The sequence below is a fragment of the Paenibacillus sp. G34 genome (assembly GCF_056856875.1).
Genome location: NZ_CM166469.1, coordinates 3,671,993 through 3,689,388, shown reverse-complemented (window position 1 = coordinate 3,689,388; position 17,396 = coordinate 3,671,993). Strand labels below are relative to the sequence as shown.

The 17,396-nt window shown below is 45.7% G+C and carries 16 protein-coding genes; 15 read left to right on the top strand and 1 reads right to left on the bottom strand.

The features are described from left to right. Nucleotides 1-5 precede the first annotated feature (5 nt). A complete protein-coding gene (locus AC1VYS_RS16625; RefSeq protein ID WP_482910628.1) occupies nt 6-1,640 on the top strand; it encodes an ABC transporter substrate-binding protein in 1,635 nt (544 codons plus the stop codon). 105 nt (nt 1,641-1,745) lie between these two features. After that, a complete protein-coding gene (locus tag AC1VYS_RS16620) occupies nt 1,746-2,420 on the top strand; it encodes a GntR family transcriptional regulator (RefSeq protein WP_090916761.1) in 675 nt (224 codons plus the stop codon). A gap of 135 nt (nt 2,421-2,555) precedes the next feature. On the opposite strand, the gene AC1VYS_RS16615 is transcribed toward AC1VYS_RS16620, so the two are convergent. Further along, nucleotides 2,556-3,101, bottom strand: coding sequence for a cupin domain-containing protein (locus AC1VYS_RS16615; protein WP_482910627.1), 546 nt, complete (start codon nt 3,099-3,101; stop codon nt 2,556-2,558). Between the two features lie 178 nt (nt 3,102-3,279). Here AC1VYS_RS16615 and metH point away from each other — a divergent pair, with 178 nt between their 5' ends. The 13 genes from metH to AC1VYS_RS16550 all read left to right on the top strand — a co-directional run bounded on the left by metH (nt 3,280) and on the right by AC1VYS_RS16550 (nt 17,392). After that, nucleotides 3,280-6,720 (top strand): methionine synthase, encoded by a 3,441-nt coding sequence (gene metH, locus AC1VYS_RS16610; RefSeq protein WP_482910626.1) that lies wholly within the window; start codon nt 3,280-3,282, stop codon nt 6,718-6,720. A 75-nt stretch (nt 6,721-6,795) separates the two neighbouring features. Next, a complete protein-coding gene (gene rnz / locus AC1VYS_RS16605; protein WP_482910625.1) occupies nt 6,796-7,734 on the top strand; it encodes a ribonuclease Z in 939 nt (312 codons plus the stop codon). 361 nt (nt 7,735-8,095) lie between these two features. Continuing rightward, a complete protein-coding gene (locus AC1VYS_RS16600; protein ID WP_482910624.1) occupies nt 8,096-8,905 on the top strand; it encodes a TIGR01457 family HAD-type hydrolase in 810 nt (269 codons plus the stop codon). Nucleotides 8,906-8,912: 7 nt separating this feature from the next. Further along, nucleotides 8,913-9,734: an Fpg/Nei family DNA glycosylase gene (locus AC1VYS_RS16595; protein ID WP_482910623.1), complete on the top strand. Its 822-nt coding sequence runs from the start codon at nt 8,913-8,915 to the stop codon at nt 9,732-9,734. After that, the gene (locus AC1VYS_RS16590; RefSeq protein WP_482910622.1) at nt 9,724-10,572 is read left to right on the top strand and encodes a deoxyribonuclease IV; all 849 of its coding nucleotides are present in this window, start codon (nt 9,724-9,726) and stop codon (nt 10,570-10,572) included. Before AC1VYS_RS16595 ends, AC1VYS_RS16590 begins: the two co-directional genes overlap by 11 nt. 18 nt (nt 10,573-10,590) lie before the next feature. Beyond that, entirely contained in the window at nt 10,591-10,932 is a 342-nt protein-coding gene (locus AC1VYS_RS16585; protein ID WP_482910621.1) for a cyclic-phosphate processing receiver domain-containing protein, read from the top strand. Further along, the gene (locus AC1VYS_RS16580) at nt 10,929-11,246 is read left to right on the top strand and encodes a thioredoxin family protein (protein ID WP_482910620.1); all 318 of its coding nucleotides are present in this window, start codon (nt 10,929-10,931) and stop codon (nt 11,244-11,246) included. Before AC1VYS_RS16585 ends, AC1VYS_RS16580 begins: the two co-directional genes overlap by 4 nt. Continuing rightward, nucleotides 11,243-12,022 (top strand): ABC transporter ATP-binding protein, encoded by a 780-nt coding sequence (locus AC1VYS_RS16575; RefSeq protein ID WP_482910619.1) that lies wholly within the window; start codon nt 11,243-11,245, stop codon nt 12,020-12,022. Before AC1VYS_RS16580 ends, AC1VYS_RS16575 begins: the two co-directional genes overlap by 4 nt. Before the next feature lie 6 nt (nt 12,023-12,028). Further along, on the top strand, nt 12,029-13,078 hold the full coding sequence (locus tag AC1VYS_RS16570; protein WP_482910618.1) for an SAM-dependent methyltransferase: 1,050 nt from the start codon (nt 12,029-12,031) through the stop codon (nt 13,076-13,078). 186 nt (nt 13,079-13,264) lie between these two features. Further along, nucleotides 13,265-14,743 (top strand): serine/threonine protein kinase, encoded by a 1,479-nt coding sequence (locus AC1VYS_RS16565; RefSeq protein WP_482910617.1) that lies wholly within the window; start codon nt 13,265-13,267, stop codon nt 14,741-14,743. 26 nt (nt 14,744-14,769) lie between these two features. After that, the gene (locus AC1VYS_RS16560) at nt 14,770-15,792 is read left to right on the top strand and encodes an SAF domain-containing protein (protein WP_482910616.1); all 1,023 of its coding nucleotides are present in this window, start codon (nt 14,770-14,772) and stop codon (nt 15,790-15,792) included. A 59-nt stretch (nt 15,793-15,851) separates the two neighbouring features. Beyond that, the gene (locus tag AC1VYS_RS16555) at nt 15,852-16,565 is read left to right on the top strand and encodes a hypothetical protein (protein WP_482910615.1); all 714 of its coding nucleotides are present in this window, start codon (nt 15,852-15,854) and stop codon (nt 16,563-16,565) included. Beyond that, complete coding sequence (locus tag AC1VYS_RS16550) at nt 16,562-17,392, top strand: CpaE/TadZ family protein (protein WP_482910614.1); 831 nt, start codon at nt 16,562-16,564, stop codon at nt 17,390-17,392. Before AC1VYS_RS16555 ends, AC1VYS_RS16550 begins: the two co-directional genes overlap by 4 nt. Nucleotides 17,393-17,396: the final 4 nt, after the last annotated feature.

The following is a 17,396-nucleotide window of genomic DNA, read 5'->3' as shown; positions in this document are numbered from 1 at the left end:
TTGGTTTGAAAAGAAAGCCTCGCAAAATGATTGGTAAGATGATTCTGGCAATGACAATGTCGGCTGTACTTGCTGCTTGCAGCAGTGGTGCTGGAACAGGACCAGATGTTTCGGAAGTGGGCACGAAATCAGCCATGGAGAGTTATAAAGTGGGTGAAACATTCAAAGCGACGGAACCATTTAATCTTTCTATTTTGTATAGTGATCATCCGACATATCCTTATAAAAAAGACTGGCTGTTATTCAAAAAATTATCGGAGATGACAGGAGTTACGTTGGAGCCAACCATCGTGCCGATGAGTGACTATCCACAGAAGCGATCGCTGTTAATCAGTTCTGGCGATGCTCCGCTCGTTATTCCAAAGACTTATCCGGGTGAAGAGTCTGCCTTTGTATCTTCTGGAGCTGTTCTGCCAATCAGTGATTACATCGATTTGATGCCGAACTTTAAGGACAAAATTGAAAAATGGAAACTCGAGCCTGAACTTGAAGGACTGCGTCAGGAGGACGGCAAGTATTACGTTTTACCGGGATTGCATGAGGAAGTATGGCCTGATTATACACTGATCGTAAGAACAGATATTTTAAAAGAAAATAATATAGCCATTCCAACAACCTGGGATGAAGTCTATACCGCAGCGAAAAAATTAAAAGAAATCTATCCAGACTCCATTCCATTTTCAGACCGTTTCAAATTCAACAGTACACTTGGCATTGCAGCTACGGGGTTTGGGACTAAGGCTGGATGGGGATTTGGAAATGGCTTGACCTACAAAGCCGACAAGGATGAATTTGTGTCTACGGCAACGACGCCAGAGTACAAGGAATTGCTTGCTTTTTTTAACAAAATGGTCGCAGAAGGGCTCCTGGATAAGGAAAGCTTCACTCAAGACGATGATCAAGCTACTCAAAAATTCGTTTCGGGCAAGTCCTTTATGATTAATGGTAACTCACAAACACTTGTGCTTCATCGAAATGATATGAATAAAACGTTGGGTGAAGGGAAGTTCTCGATTGCTAAGATTACGGTTCCGGGCGGGCCGAAAGGCCAGTTGATGTCGGGTTCCAGACTCGAAAACGGTGTGATGATTTCTGGGAAAATTAAAGATAGTGAACATTTCAAAGCCATTCTACAATTTATCGATTGGTTGTATTACAGTGATGAAGGCCAGGAATTTGCGAAGTGGGGTGTAGAGAACGAGACCTATACCAAAGAAGGTGGTAAACGCAAGTTGGTGGATGATATTAATTACAATGGTTTGAACCCTAAGGGGACGAAAGACCTTCGCGTTGACTTCGGATTCTCTGGTGGTGTATTTGCTTACGGCGGGACAACAGACCTGCTTCAATCGATGTTTAGCGAAGAAGAACTTGAGTTCCAGAAAAATATGAAAGAGACAAAAGAAGTAATTCCGGCTGAACCGCCTATCCCGTATTCTTCCGAAGATCGTGAACGTGTAACACTGATGAGCACGCCGCTCAAAGACTACACAGACCAGAACACGTTGAAGTTCATAATTGGTGAACGGAAGTTATCTGAGTATGATACATTCCTAAAAGAACTGGAGAGTCAGGGCTTATCCAATTATGTGAAGATGGCTAATGACACGTATAAGACGTATAAGGAAAACAAAAAGTAAGTTGCATGATTTGAAGCCGAGCTACCGTTTCACTAAAGTTATTTAAGTGGAGCGGTAGTTTGTGCTAATATGGAAGGAATATGGCTGAGAGAAAGAGGTCAAGGCATGGCATTTAATCAGAAAACAAGAGGCTCTACCAGAGCTTATTCTTATAACTTGCTCAAAGAACGAATTCTTCATCTTGAGCTTGAACCGGGTACCAAAATTTCCGAGAAAGAGATCGCAGATGAATTACAGGTGAGCCGCACACCGGTAAGAGAAGCTTTTATGAAGCTTGCTGAAGAAGAACTGCTGGATATCATTCCACAGAGTGGCACTATTGTTTCGCATATTAACCTGGAGCATGTGGAAGAAGGCAGGTTTATGCGCGAGAAGATGGAGAAGGAAATTGTCATGTTAGCATGTACTTCGTTTCCTGAAGAGTACATGTTCAAATTAGAAACCAACATTGCCATGCAGGAAGTGTGTATTGGGAAAAAGAACTTTTATCGATTGTTTGAATTGGATGAGGAATTTCACCAGATTTTATTTCAGGGCACTGGAAAGCTGCGGACGTGGAAAATGTTGCAACAGTTGAACATGCCGTTTAATCGATTACGATTACTCCGGTTAGCAGAAGACTCGAATCTCGAAGTGATCATCTCTCAACATAAAGAGATTCTAAGGCTGGTTACAGAGCGTCAAACGGAGGAAGCGGCTCAGGTTATGGAAGCACATCTCAGGCTTGTAGTATACGAGCAGGAGATTTTAAAGGACAAGTATCCTCATTATTTCATCTAGGGCTGAATGGAAAGAGGCACTCCAGTGCAAATAACTGATTACAACTTAAATAGCGAATAAAGTGTATCATCACACTAACCCCCGACTCTTATGAGCAGGGGGTTAGTTAAGCATGTTAACTTGTTAATAATAAAGTTAGGCGTTTTTGATAAACGTTGGATCAGGATACGGATCGGCGATCCAGCCATCTTTTTCGATGAACAGACGTGCCGCGATAATTTGTTTGTTCTCCATTAAAGTGAAGAAATGCGGTGTGTTTTCAGGTACCGATATGACATCTCCAGGAGACAATTCTACATTAAAATAACCTGTATCATCCGTTGATTTAATGACGAAGATGCCTTTCCCCGCAACAATCGCGCGGATTTCGTCTTCAGCATGTGTATGAATCTCTTCGAACTTGGCCAGTTTTTCTTCGATGTCTGGTGTTTGCTCGGAAAGAGTGATGACATCCCAGATTTGATAACCGCGGCGTGCCGCCAAGTCTTTGATCTCATAATCGAAGGTTTCCAATACCTCTTGCTTCTGATCATCGGTCAGTCCAAAATTGTTTTGCAATTCAGTGTTTAATTTGGAAGCGTCCCATTTCTCATATAATACGTCATATTTGTTCAAGAAATTTCGAACGTTCTCGTCTCCAGTGATTCGTTCGTTCGTATTTCGGATAACAATTTCAGCCATGCGCTTTCCCTCTTTTCCACTTGGATTAATTGATATTATATCGGATTACTCAAATTTTGTCGATTCACAATTCTGCTTCATTCCTGCAAATTCGCGACCTTTCGGGAGCAAAACCGATCTTTCACATTAAGTAAGTTTCTGTTAAACTAAGATTTAACGTTTTGCGGGGGTGAAGATATTGGATAAGCTTAGTCTACACGATGCATTAAAACAACGAATATTAATCCTCGACGGCGCAATGGGGACAATGATTCAACAAGTGGATCTGACCAGCGAAGATTTCGGCGGCGAAGATCTGGATGGATGCAATGAAATGTTGGTGTTGACACGTCCAGAATTAATCCAGCGTATTCATGAGGAATACTTGGAAGCCGGTGCCGATTTAATTGAGACCAATACATTTGGTGCGACTTCGGTTGTGCTTGCTGAGTACGATATCCAAGATCGTGCACGTGAAATAAATCTGGAAGCAGCCAGAATTGCGAAAGCAGCTGTTGACCGCTTCTCCACACCAGAGTCACCAAGATATGTTGTCGGTGCGATGGGTCCAACTACGAAAACGCTGTCCGTGACTGGCGGGGTGACATTCCAGGAACTGATTGACAGTTATTTCGAGCAGGCCCTTGCTTTAATAGAGGGAGGCGTTGATGCGCTACTGCTTGAAACTTCACAGGATACCCTCAATGTCAAAGCGGGTAGCATCGGCATTCAGCAAGCATTTGATCAAAGTGGTGTTAAGCTGCCTCTTATGATCTCAGGAACGATTGAACCGATGGGTACGACCTTGGCCGGTCAGAACATTGAATCTTTTTATATATCCTTAGAACACCTTAACCCGATTTCGGTGGGACTAAACTGTGCGACAGGTCCGGAGTTCATGCGTGACCATATTCGTTCTCTGTCAGGCATGGCTTCTGTAGCTGTAAGTTGTTATCCAAATGCGGGTCTGCCTGATGAGAATGGTAACTATCACGAATCTCCAGACTCGCTTGCTCAGAAAATTGGGGCTTTCGCAGAACAAGGATGGTTGAACATTGCTGGAGGATGCTGCGGAACAACGCCAGCACACATCCGAGCCATGCGTGATACACTTGCCAAGTACCCCCCAAGAGAAATGAACGGAACACACCCGCCTGCATTGTCTGGTATCGAGCCGGTATATGTCGAGCAGGATAATCGTCCTTATATGGTTGGTGAGCGCACCAACGTACTCGGTTCACGGAAATTCAAACGCTTAATTGTCGAAGGCAAGTATGAAGAAGCTTCCGAAATTGCACGGGCACAAGTGAAAAATGGAGCTCATATCGTTGACGTCTGCGTACAGGACCCTGACCGTGAGGAAACGGAAGATATGATCAAGTTCCTTGAACTTGTGGTTAAAAAGGTCAAGGTTCCGCTGATGATTGATACGACAGACGCTGCGGTTATCGATACAGCACTCCAATATTCACAAGGGAAGGCGATAATTAACTCCATTAACCTTGAGGATGGCGAAGAGAAATTTGAACTGGTAACACCGTTGTTGCATAAATATGGCGGAGCCGTAGTTGTCGGAACGATTGACGAGCGCGGTCAGGCGATCACTCGCGAGGACAAGCTTGAGGTAGCCAAACGTTCCTATGATTTGCTGGTGAACAAATACGGTTTGAAACCAGAAGATCTTATTTTTGATACACTGGTCTTTCCGGTAGGTACGGGTGATGAGCAGTACATCGGATCTGCAAAAGAAACGATTGAAGGTATACGTATCATTAAAGAAGCGTTACCAGAGTGTCACACGATTCTGGGTATTAGTAACATCTCCTTTGGTTTGCCTGAAGCAGGTCGTGAGGTGCTGAACTCCGTGTTCCTGTATGAATGTACCAAAGCAGGGCTGGATTATGCCATCGTGAATACCGAGAAGCTGGAGCGCTACGCGTCCATTCCGGAAGAAGAACGCAGACTCTCGGAAGAGCTTTTATATAATACAAACGATGATACGCTCGCTGCCTTCGTAGCTGCATTCCGTAACAAAAAGGTAGAGAAGAAAGAAAAAATCTCGAACCTCTCATTAGAAGAACGTCTCGCTTCTTATGTCGTTGAAGGAAGCAAAGAGGGTTTGTTGCCCGATCTGGAGCAGGCTCTCACCAAATATTCAGCGCTTGAAGTCATCAACGGTCCGTTGATGAGGGGCATGGAAGAAGTCGGACGTCTCTTTAACAACAATGAGTTAATAGTAGCAGAAGTGCTTCAGAGTGCAGAAGTGATGAAAGCTTCTGTAGCATATTTGGAGCAGTTCATGGAGAAGAATGAAACAGCTGTCAAAGGAAAAATTATTCTCGCTACTGTAAAAGGGGATGTACATGACATCGGTAAAAACCTGGTGGAGATCATCTTGTCCAACAACGGTTACCGGATCATTAATTTGGGTATAAAAGTACCACCAGAGCGTATTATCGAGGCCTACAGGGAAGAAAAGGTAGATGCTATTGGCCTTTCAGGACTGCTCGTAAAATCTGCGCAGCAGATGATCCTCACCGCTCAGGATTTACGTACAGCCGGAATTGATGTGCCAATTATGGTAGGTGGAGCAGCGTTAACGCGTAAATTTACCAAAAATCGGATTCGTCCTGAATATAATGGTATGGTTGTTTATGCGAAGGATGCGATGGACGGTCTGGATCTGGCGAATAAGCTAATGAATCCTGTGACACGGGAAACCATGCAAGCGGAGATGGATGCGGAAAAAGAAGCTGATGCGTCGAATGCGGGAGAGGTTCAAGCACTTCCTGAACTTACACGAGTAGAGCGCTCAGCCATTTCAGCTGATCATCCTGTGCTTATACCTCCTGATCTGGAGCGCCACACGTTACGGAATTATCCGTTATCCCACATCTTGCCTTATGTGAATATGCAGATGCTGCTTGGACACCATTTGGGACTACGTGGTTCGGTTGAACAATTGCTTGCAGCTGGCGATCCCAAAGCAACGGATCTGAAAGCGGTCGTAGACGGCATTATGCAGGAAGCGGTTCGTGACGGAATCATTCAGGCTCATGCGATGTATCGCTTCTTCCCGGCACAATCGAGCGGCAATAGCGTCATTATTTATGATCCGCAAGATACCAGCAACATCCTGCACACGTTTACGTTCCCACGTCAAAAGGTAGAGCCATTCCTGTGTCTATCCGACTTCCTGAAGCCGGTTGAATCCGGTGAAATGGATTATGTGGGTTTCCTCGTTGTCACTGCGGGACATGGTGTACGTGAACTGTCCACAGCGTGGAAGGATCAAGGGGATTATCTACGTTCACACGCACTGCAGTCGGTAGCACTGGAAGTGGCAGAAGGGTTGGCAGAACGTGTGCATCATATGATGAGAGATATCTGGGGCTTCCCGGATTCGGCTGAAATGACGATGAAACAGCGTCATGGTGCACGCTATCAGGGAATTCGAGTATCCTTTGGATATCCGGCTTGTCCGGATCTGGAGGATCAGGGCCCGTTATTCAAGCTGATGCAGCCTGAAGATATCGGAGTAGAGTTGACGGAAGGTTTCATGATGGAACCGGAAGCATCGGTGTCTGCGATGGTGTTCAGCCATCCGCAGGCCAAATATTTTAACGTCGAAAAAGCATAAATTTACAAGTTGTCAGGCAAGCCCTCCGCATGGTCGGAGGTTTTTTGCTGGCAACAGAAAGAGGTGCGATCCAGAATGGAACTATATTTCCTGGGAACTAATGCTGGTGTACCTACGCTGCAACGGAATGTAACGTCCATTGGACTACGCATGTTGGATGAGCGCAGAGCGCTGTGGTTGTTTGACTGCGGGGAAGGAACACAGCATCAGATTTTAAGTTCTCCGCTTAAACTAAGCAAATTGGAGAAAATATTTATAACCCATCTGCATGGAGACCATGTATTTGGATTACCGGGCTTGCTGTCCAGTAGGGCATATCAGGGCGGAACGACTCCGCTAACGGTGTATGGACCGCCAGGTACGGAACGTATGATTGCAACAACGATGGAGCTTAGTCAATCCCGTCTGAATTATGATTTGAATATTGTGGAGCATACTGGCGGTGTACTGTTTGAGGATGATAGTTTTATCGTTGAGTCGGCCTTGCTTGAACACCGGATTGACAGTTATGGCTATCGGATTACGGAGAAAGATCGTCCTGGCAGTCTGGATTCGGCTAAATTAGCAGCATACGGACTGAAACCAGGCCCTCTGTTCGGACGGTTAAAACGCGGAGAGACGATTACACTGGATAGTGGAGAAACGGTACGGCCTGAGGATGTTTTGGGAGCTCCTAAACGTGGAGTGGTAATTACGATCCTGGGTGATACGCGCCCTTGCGATAACGTCCAGACTCTGGCTCAAGAAGCAGACGTTCTTGTTCATGAAGCAACCTTTATGCATGAACTGGCCGACACAGCTCATGAATACTATCATAGTACGTCCCGACAAGCGGCGGAAGCGGCCCGAGCGGCGAATGCAGGACAGCTGATCATGACTCATTTCAGCTCGCGTTATAAGGATGAGGAACAGCTTCAGCCTCTATTGGATGAAGCGAAGTCCATCTTCCCGAACACAAGACTTGCTAACGAGCACCAGCTGATTCCTGTTGTGCATCGTAAGCATGATTCATAGTAATAAAGCTTATGTCCTGAGGGGTGGAGCAGGCTATAATAAACAACCGGCGAATGAGACGGGACTGAGGGAGAATTGTTCCCGAAGTCCCTTTTGCAATCTGTTCAGAAAGCGTGTAGGATGGGCAATATGAGCAGGGAAATACTCCGAATTATTTTCCGGGAAAGCGCAGGAAATGACAAGCTTGTACAGAAGGCGCGTGTGTTAAATCGTCTGTGTTCGATCCGGTTCGACTTGTGTTGCGTGCTTGTGTAAGTAAGAGCCACCCTCATGCTTGAATACATAAAATAAAGGTTTGTTTTCAACGTTAACCCTTATTAAAGTATGAAATGTTAATGGAATGAAGAAAGGAGTGCTGTATATGATTAAGGCCTATCTCATCGATCTGGATGGTACGCTGTATCATGGCAGACATCGTATCGATGGAGCCGATCAGCTCATCCGGACGCTGCAGGAGCAGGGATTGCCTTATTTGTTCGTAACCAATAACTCATCCCGCACACCTCAAGGTGTGTCCGATCATCTTAACGGGATGGGGATAGCAGCTGATGCATCTGAGGTATGTACCTCTGCGGTGGCCGCTGCCGAGTACGTTGCTGCTGAATCTCCCGGGGCGAAGGTGGCGTGCATTGGTGAAAATGGCCTGCTACAGGCCATTGAAGAAGCTGGTTTAATTCTGACAGAGGATGAGCCGGAGATTGTCATTCAAGGTATTGATCGTGAATTTACCTATCAAAAATTAACAAAGGCACTCCGCTGGATCAATGGCGGAGCTAAGTTTATTATGACTAACCCGGATCTTCAGCTGCCGGCTGATGATGGATTAACGCCTGGTGCGGGTACGATTGGGGCTGCCATTGAAGCAGCGACGGGCGTTCAGCCAACGGTGATCGGTAAACCTTCAAGCATTATTATGAGATCAGCCATTCGCCGGTTGAACTTGAAAGCTGAAGAAGTGGCTGTTATCGGGGATAATATGCGTACGGACATTGCTGCAGGTGTCGCAGCGGGCTGCGAAACATTGCTTGTTCTGACAGGTGTCACTACACATGAAAATATGGATGGACATATTCAGGCCGTGAAGGCACGTCCAGATCATGTTTTTGAAGATTTGCATACACTGATTGCATGGTTAGTCGAAAAGGCTGAACATGCTTCCAAGAAGGAGTAGATAAAGCATGCCAGAGTTACCGGAAATGGAAAATTACCGGACGTTATTGTCCGAGCATATACTTGATTTACCGATTACGGGGGTAGTTGTTAACCGTGAAAAGACGATTAATACGACTTCTGATGTCTTTATAAGTGAACTAAAAGGCAATCGCATTATATTTGTAGAGCGGAGAGCAAAACATCTGATCTTTCACCTTGCTAACGGAAAACGCCTTGTGCTTCACTTGATGCTAGGTGGCATGTTGTTCTGGGGCACGGAGGACGAGCGTCCTGACCGCACAACACAGGTAGAGATTCAATTTGGAGAACATATTCTATTTTTCATTGGTTTACGTCTCGGTTATCTGCATCTGATGACTTCCAAGGAAACAGAAGAAGCAATGTCCGATCTTGGACCGGAGCCTCTGGATCGAAGAATGAATAAGGAACGTTTTGCTGGGCTGCTTAAAGGTCGGCGGGGAACACTCAAAACAACGTTGGTAAATCAACATATTATTGCAGGCATCGGTAATTGTTATTCAGATGAAATCGCCTTTGCGGCAGGATTAAGACCAAGCTCAAAAACGCAGAACATTGCAAACTCAACAGAACTGACTGAGCGATTGTATCACTCTATGCAGTCCGTGTTGCGAGAAGCTGCATCGGAGGGTGGTTATATGGAAATGCCGCTGATGCATGGCGATGACAAAACAGGAAAATTTGACGAGCAGTGTAGGGTCTATGACCGGGAAGGCGAAGCTTGTCCACGCTGCGGGGGAACCATTGAGAAAGTTGAAATTACGGGCAAGAAGGCATTTTTCTGTCCGAATTGTCAGCATGAGGCCTAAAACCGGCATCGGCGCACATGTTAGCACCAGAGGTGGATTTTTGCAGGCAGCCAAGAGAGCATATGAGATGGGAGCGACGGCTTTTCAGTATTTCCCGAAAAACCCGCGCAGTCTCAGTCTGAAACGTCTGAACCCGAAGGATGCTGCAGAGTGCAGGGAATGGTGCAGAGAGCATGGACTAGCTTCCATTGCACACTCGCCTTATCCCACGAATCCGGCACTTGGCATGACCCGTGGAGAGGCGGGTTTTCATGCTATTGTTTCATCGATTCGCAATGATCTTGAAATTTCGGACGCTTGCGGCTCTGTGGGCACGGTCGTGCATTTTGGTCATGTTCAGACCAAAGACCCGCTGGATGGATACCGAAATGTATTACAATGCTTGGATACCGCACTGGAAGGCTGGCAAGGCGAATCTAAAATTTTGCTTGAAAATCAGGCAGGGGATCATGGCTCCATGGGAACAACGATGGAAGAGATGATTCAGATTCGCAAGCTGAGCCGATATTCGGAACATATTGCTTTTTGCTTCGACACATGTCATGCTTTTGCTTCAGGGATGTGGAAAGACGGAGATGAGGCAGCTTTGTTAGAGAAGGGCAGACAACTAGGATATTGGGATGTCCTGGCAGCTGTTCATTTTAATGATTCCAAGTATGCATCCGGTTTGAACAAAGACAGACATGCGAGAATTGGTCAGGGTCATATCGGCTATAAATCAATGCAGACACTGCTGCAATCGCCAGATTTTCAACAATCGGTTGTTGTACTGGAGACGGAAACGGGAGATGATGGAACGCACCGACAAGATATAAATCTGATGCGTTCCTGGTTATAAGTGGGGAGGTGCGAGACGATGCATGTTTTTCTCGATGACTATCGTTCTTGTCCAAAAGGGTTTGTACTGGCTACTAATGCAGAGGATTGCCTTTTGTTATTGAGAGAAGGCGAAGTAGATATTTTGTCACTGGACTATGAGCTTGGACCGGATTCGATGAACGGCGGTGAGGTTGCTGCTGCGATTGTAAGGGAAGGGCTGTATCCGCGTGAAATCTATTTACATACGTCGAGTATGTATGGAAAACGGCAGATGTACGAGATGTTATATAGCAATAAACCTGACTCGGTTGTAATTCACAATGGCCCGATGACAGGTGAAGTCATGCTTCGTCTGGCTGCGGAGGCTGAGGAGTCATGAAGCCGATCACATCTAAAATGGTAATGCGCGGTGTATGGGAAGGTGTGCCTCAGGCTGTATTTATTTATACCCCGTTGTGTGGAACGTGTGCAGCGGCACGTCGTATGCTGGAAGTCGCTGAGCATATGTTGCCAGAAGGTGTTTTATATGAAATGAACATTCATGATATTCCTGAGCTTGTTCAGCAATTTCAGATTTCGAGTGTACCGGCGTTAATGTTATTTGATGGTGAGCAAGATGTGCCGAGGATGGTTTACCGGATGAACTCCGTTGAGCATCTACTGAATGAAATTCGGAAGGCGGTGTTGAAATGAGTATTGTAACGATGGAGCAAATTTCTCTTCGCCGTGAAGAAAATCAGATTCTGGATGACGTTCATCTACGTATTGGACCAGGAGAACATTGGGTTATTCTTGGACGTAACGGATCAGGTAAAACCACCTTGCTGGAAATGATAAATGGATATATGTTTCCAAGTTCGGGACGCATTGAAGTTCTGGGTAATGTATACGGACAATGCGACGTCCGAGAAGTTCGCAAAGAAATCGGTTATATCAGCCAAACCCTGATTGAAAAACTGACCTTACGTGATCCGGTGTGGGAGGTTGTCGCTACAGGAGCCTATGCTTTTTTGCGTTTTTATCAGACGATTCCGGATGAAGTGAAATCAAAAGCGATGCAGCTTCTGGATGAGATGGGCTTCGCAAAGCTGGCAAACCAACCACTGGGAACGTTATCCCAAGGAGAGCGCAAAAAAGTTATGCTGGCACGTTCGTTGATGGCGGAACCGAAGCTGCTTATTATGGACGAGCCGTGTGCTGGCCTTGATCTGTATGAGCGTGAGAAGATGCTGATTGAGATTGACCGTTTGCGCCAGCGGAATATGACGGTGGTGTACGTCACCCATCATGTGGAAGAGATCGTGCCGTTGTTTACTCATGTTGCATTGATACGTGATGGACGAATTGCCGCGGCGGGGCCAAAACATGAGATATTAACAGAAGATACAATTAAGCATACGTATGATATTCCGGTGGAAGTTCAGTGGCATGAGGATCGTCCATGGATACGCGTACGTTCTGGAGGGTAACACAAGTTGAGTACACAATCGTTTTCGGGAGAAACAGGCTTCTCTCGTTTTATATGCACTGCCAATCACGGCTTTGCGCCTTATGCGCAGGAGGAGTTACGCCGTACTTTTGGAGCAGTTAAGAGCACGGTGCTGGTTCCAGGTGAGATTTTACTAGCCGGTTTGCCGGTTGCAGAGGAAGAAGTCTCGATTAGACTTTTGCAAGAGTCTCCAACGTTTTTACGTCACATTCAGCCTGTTCAATTTCAAGAGAATACGGAAGACGCAGAGCAGTCTATGGAGAAGTTGATTGCTTTTATTTTGAACCACGAAGAATTGTCGGGTGCTAAAGTTGTCATACAAACTCGCAAAACAGAAGGTTCTTTTTGGCGTGAAAATGCAGCTGCGTTGAAACAAACGCTGACAGAAAAGCTGGATGATCTGGGAAGTGATTGGGTCATTCGGGATGCGGAGTATGTCATTTCGGTATTTGCTGCTGATGATGTGTTGTATGCAGGTGTGTCCAAACCCGAACAGAATCTGTCCGATTGGAGCGGCGGAGCGATCCGTTTTCAGAAGGAAGAAGGGCAAATCTCGCGAGCCAAGTTTAAGTTGCTTGAAGCGGAGCAAACGTTCGGTATTGATTTTACTTCGTTTCATAAAGGACTTGATATTGGCGCAGCACCTGGGGGCTGGACATCGTTCTTGCTTGAGCGCGGCCTTGAGGTAACGGCGGTAGACCCTGCGAAAATGGATGCAACCTTGCTCGCTTCACCTAAGCTGACCTTTTTGAAAAAAAATGCGGGTGATGTTCGCTTCCGCGAAGGTGAATTCGATCTGCTTGTATGTGATATGAGCTGGAGTCCGAAACTGATGAGCAGGTTGGTATCTGATCTTCTATACAGTCTTCAGTCTGGTGGAACGGCGATTGTTACCGTAAAACTGCTCCACAAGAAACCGCTCGCGCTCATTAAAGACGTTATTGATACGTTTGAGCGTTCACGGATGCAGATTCAGCGTTCGAAGCAGCTGTTTCATAATCGTGAAGAGATCACACTTTATATGATTAAATATTAAGTCATTTAACTTATAAAATATTCTGCTTTACAACGGTTGATTATGTGTACTATAATGATACCAATATTAACCATAACGACAATAATTTTGAGGGAAAGCATCCCGAAGTGAACATCACTGGAACTCCAGTGTGCTCATTTTCGGTGAAGCTTTCCCTTTTTATGTTGTTTCGAAGGAGGGAGACCTATGAGACATCCGGCGAGGCTAGAACGCGGAAGCCTGCTGGGAGGAAGATATCGTATTCTATCGATTCTTGGTTCAGGAGGAATGAGCCATGTGTATGAGGCAGAGGATCTGAAGCTGCCAGGGAAGATCTGGGCTGTGAAGGAAAGCGTCACGAAGATGCCCTATGAAGGCAGTATGGAGAGAGAAGCGGCTCTGTTGACATCATTGCGCCATCCGAGACTTCCGCAGATTGTTGATTTTTTTGCTCCTGACGATGACGGTTATACGTACCTTGTCATGGAATGTATTGAAGGGTTAACGATGAGTGACTACTTCAAACAGTGCCGGGGTAAAATTCCGGTGGAGCAGTTGATGGAATTTGTACTCCAGTTGCTTGATGTTTTGAGTTATCTGCATAACCTGAATCCTGCTATCATTTATAGGGATCTAAAGCCGTCCAACATTATGATTACACCGGAGTATGAAGTACGCTTGATTGACTTTGGCATTGCTCGCAGTTATAAGGCTCAACATGCTGAAGACACGGTTAAGCTTGGGACTGCAGGATTTGCGGCACCTGAACAGTATGGTTTCGGGCAAACGGATGCCCGTTCAGACCTGTATGGCCTTGGAGCTTTAATGTTGTACCTCATGACGAGTGGAGCTTATACCGAATGGGTCCAAGGCGTGGAAAGTTCTATACGGAGTGATGTCCCGCGAACTTACATTCCTGTTGCTAGGCGATTGTTGCGATATGATGCAAATGAAAGGTTTCAAACGGCCGATGAGGTGAGAAAAGAACTTCTTCGAATACCTGGAGTATCATCATCCCATTTAGATTACCAGATGACGCTTGATGGGGGGACCAGAGTAATTGCACTTACGGGGGTCTCCGCTGGAGCAGGTGTTACTCATACCGCGATTGCGATCAGTCATTATCTGGAGAGGCAGGACTTCAAGGTTGCTGTTATTGAAATGTCACCTCGCTCTCAATCGTTTGCGAGAATTCAGCAAATTGCGCTGGGCGGTAAACCTGTGGCATCAAGCAGACAGTTTGCGGTGGACGGCGTGCATTATTGGAAACAGTCGGGCCGAGCCGATATTTTATCCCTGCTGGGCGGAAGTTATCAGTTCATTGTGATGGATCTTGGCAGTGGTCAGGATCAAAACCGGCTTGAGGAGTTTCTGCGTGCGGATCTGCCGATCGTGATTGGTTCCGGGGCGGAATGGAAACAAGCAGAGATCAGTACTTTTGTACGCTCGCATTATCGTTATCCTAGGGAGAAATGGATCTACTGTCTTCCCCTTGCCGCAGCAGATGCTGTGGAACGTGTGCGCAGAGCACTGAATACTGCAAGTGTATACACAATGCCGCTGCAGCTTGACCCATTTGACAAGGATGCACATATGGATAAGGTATTCGCACAAATTTTAGGGCATTTAATCGTGAAGAAGCCCCCAAAACGTTCATTGTTTTCACGCAGAAAAGTATATGAATAGAGGAGATTGTGAAAGGAGAGCCTCTTTTGTCCAAATTAAGAAAACAAAGTCGTCAACTGATTTATGCTGGACTGATTGGAGCAGGAGCTGTAGGTGTGATCTTTGGAGGATACGTGGTATACCAACTCAAGACAACAGAGGATGTCAGGTCAGCTATGGAGGCCCGTTATCTGTCAGCTTATGAGGAGAAAGAAACGGAGTTGTTACAGCAATGGAATTCTGGTGCGCAAGGGTGGGTTACCGTCAGGGATATTGAAGCAGGAGAAACGATCACCCCTAAGGATCTAAAATTGATCGCGATACCGGATGCCCAGGCTCCGCGCAATCTGTGGTCCAGTTCGCAAAAGCTGGACGGGCAGTCAGCCAAAATTGAGCTTAAAAAAGGAACAGCCATTACAACGGAAATGGTCTATGAGGAGACACCGGCATCACCTGATTTAAGAAATCGCGAGTTGCAAGTGGTATTGCTGCCATCTTCACTTGCCAAAGGAGACATGATCGATGTTCGTATTCAGTTTCCCACAGGTCAAGACTATATTCTCTTGTCCAAGAAAAAAGTGGAACGGTTAAATACAGCGACATTATGGATAACGATGACAGAAGAAGAGATTTTATCGTTGTCCAGTGCAATCGTGGATGCCTATTTACATAAAGCTTCAATATACGCTTTAACCTATGTAGAACCACAATTTCAGACAGCTGCTATTCCGACGTATCCAGCCAATTCCGAAGTGTTAAAGCTACTGGAGAGTGATCCCAACATCGTGCGTCATGCCGAGCAGGAATTATCGAGACAAGTTCGAAGTTCACTCGAAAGTTCGCTTGCTGCCTCCATGTCAGCCCCATCTAATGGTGTCGAACAAGATGTGGCACAATCCTCGGTTACGTATAACAAAAGGCCGATAGCACAAGATCCATCTGGGTCAAACGCAACGATCTGGAATGACGGTACAGGCAATACGAAAGTGGGTCAAACTGGAGAGGTATCGGACGACATCCAATCTTCAACATTGAATGAACAACAGCAATTGCTGACGGGAAGTGAGTGATTAATTCAAATGGATTATTCTTATAACAACATTAAATCGATATTGCGGGGCGTTGATCAGTGAATATATGGATTTTTGCAGGTTTATGTGAGAAAAATGACCTGATGTTATATCTATGTAAAATACTTGCCTCAACAGGTAAACGAGTTCTACTGGTGGATGGCACGTTGCAACAAAAATATGGATACAGGGTTGGGGATCATCAGCAATGTTTACGGGTTGTGGAATTTGAGGGTTTTGATATTGCTTGTCATTTCGTAACTGGGGCGGCGGTGGAACATCATTTGCAGATGTACGGTGAGCGTCTGGAAAGTTATGATTATGTGTTATATGACATAGAAACTTTGCAATTTGCTTCTCGAAATGTATGGCTAACAGCAGAAGTTCGCGTCTGGGTGAGTGATTATGAGCGATACAATCTGGAGCGGGGGAAAGGATGGCTGGAGCGACTACTCACCGAGCAGGAACTTCCTGAAGAGTTGACCTTCCAGCGAATGTTGATCAATGGTGTGGATTGCAGACTTGAAGTCCATTATCTGTGGGCATTTCTTGACGGAAGTCCCTTTCAATGGACAGGTGACTCTTTAATCCTTCCATGGGATGAACTGAGCGCCGCAGTCCAACTAGAAAATGAACATTATCACCGTGTACAGCTTGGCCCATTGTCCAGAAACTACAAAAAATCGTTATGTCGTGTTGTAGAACAACTTACTGGTTGGGAGAGCGTTCGCAGCCGCCAAGCAATCAAGGAAGCAGGGAGGCTGAGGGCATGAGTACGATCGCATTTTGGAGTCCTTTTGCCGAAATGGGCTGTTCATCATGTACATTAATGAGTGCTTATGCGACAGCATTCCAGTATAGAACAAGAGTGTTACTGGTCAATACAGGTCAGGCAAACTGCGGCATAGAAGCAGGTATATTTCACGATGAGAAGCTTCCCGCTGATATATTATATTCTTTTGAAGAAAGTGGTTGGGATGCTGTTGAACGACTGTTTATCAGTGGTAGTCTTAACAAACATAACTTAAGGGATTACACGAAGCCGCTGTTGAAAGACCGACTTGATCTGCTAACCGGAAGCATGAACAACAGTGAGCGATCTGCGAAAGAAAAAGGGGAAGTATTAAAAAAGCTGCTGGACACTGCTAATCAATGTTATGATCTCGTGCTTTTGGATGCAGAGAGCTCTAATATTAATCCACAGCTTATAATGCAGCAAGCCGATTATGTAGTCGTTGTTCTGAATCAAAATATGAGGAACCTTGAACAATTTTTTGAAGAAATCTTGCCTGAACAATTGAGTGAACAAAAGCTGCATGTACTTATTAATAAGTATGATACACATTCTCGAGCTACGCTCTCCAATATTAAGCGTGGTTTCAGGTACAAGGGGAGTCTTTCCGCAATCCCGTATACAACCGGATATTTGGATGCGATGAATCGGAGAGATGTTGCCAGATATCTTCAGCTTGAGAATCTGAGTGAAAAACAGGATGTTCGTAAGGGGAGTTTGACCGCTGGCATAGGGGAACTCACTCGCCTGATTATGGATGGTGCGGGGATGCGCACTGTGCTGAAGAGGCTAGAAAGGGGAGCCTGAATCT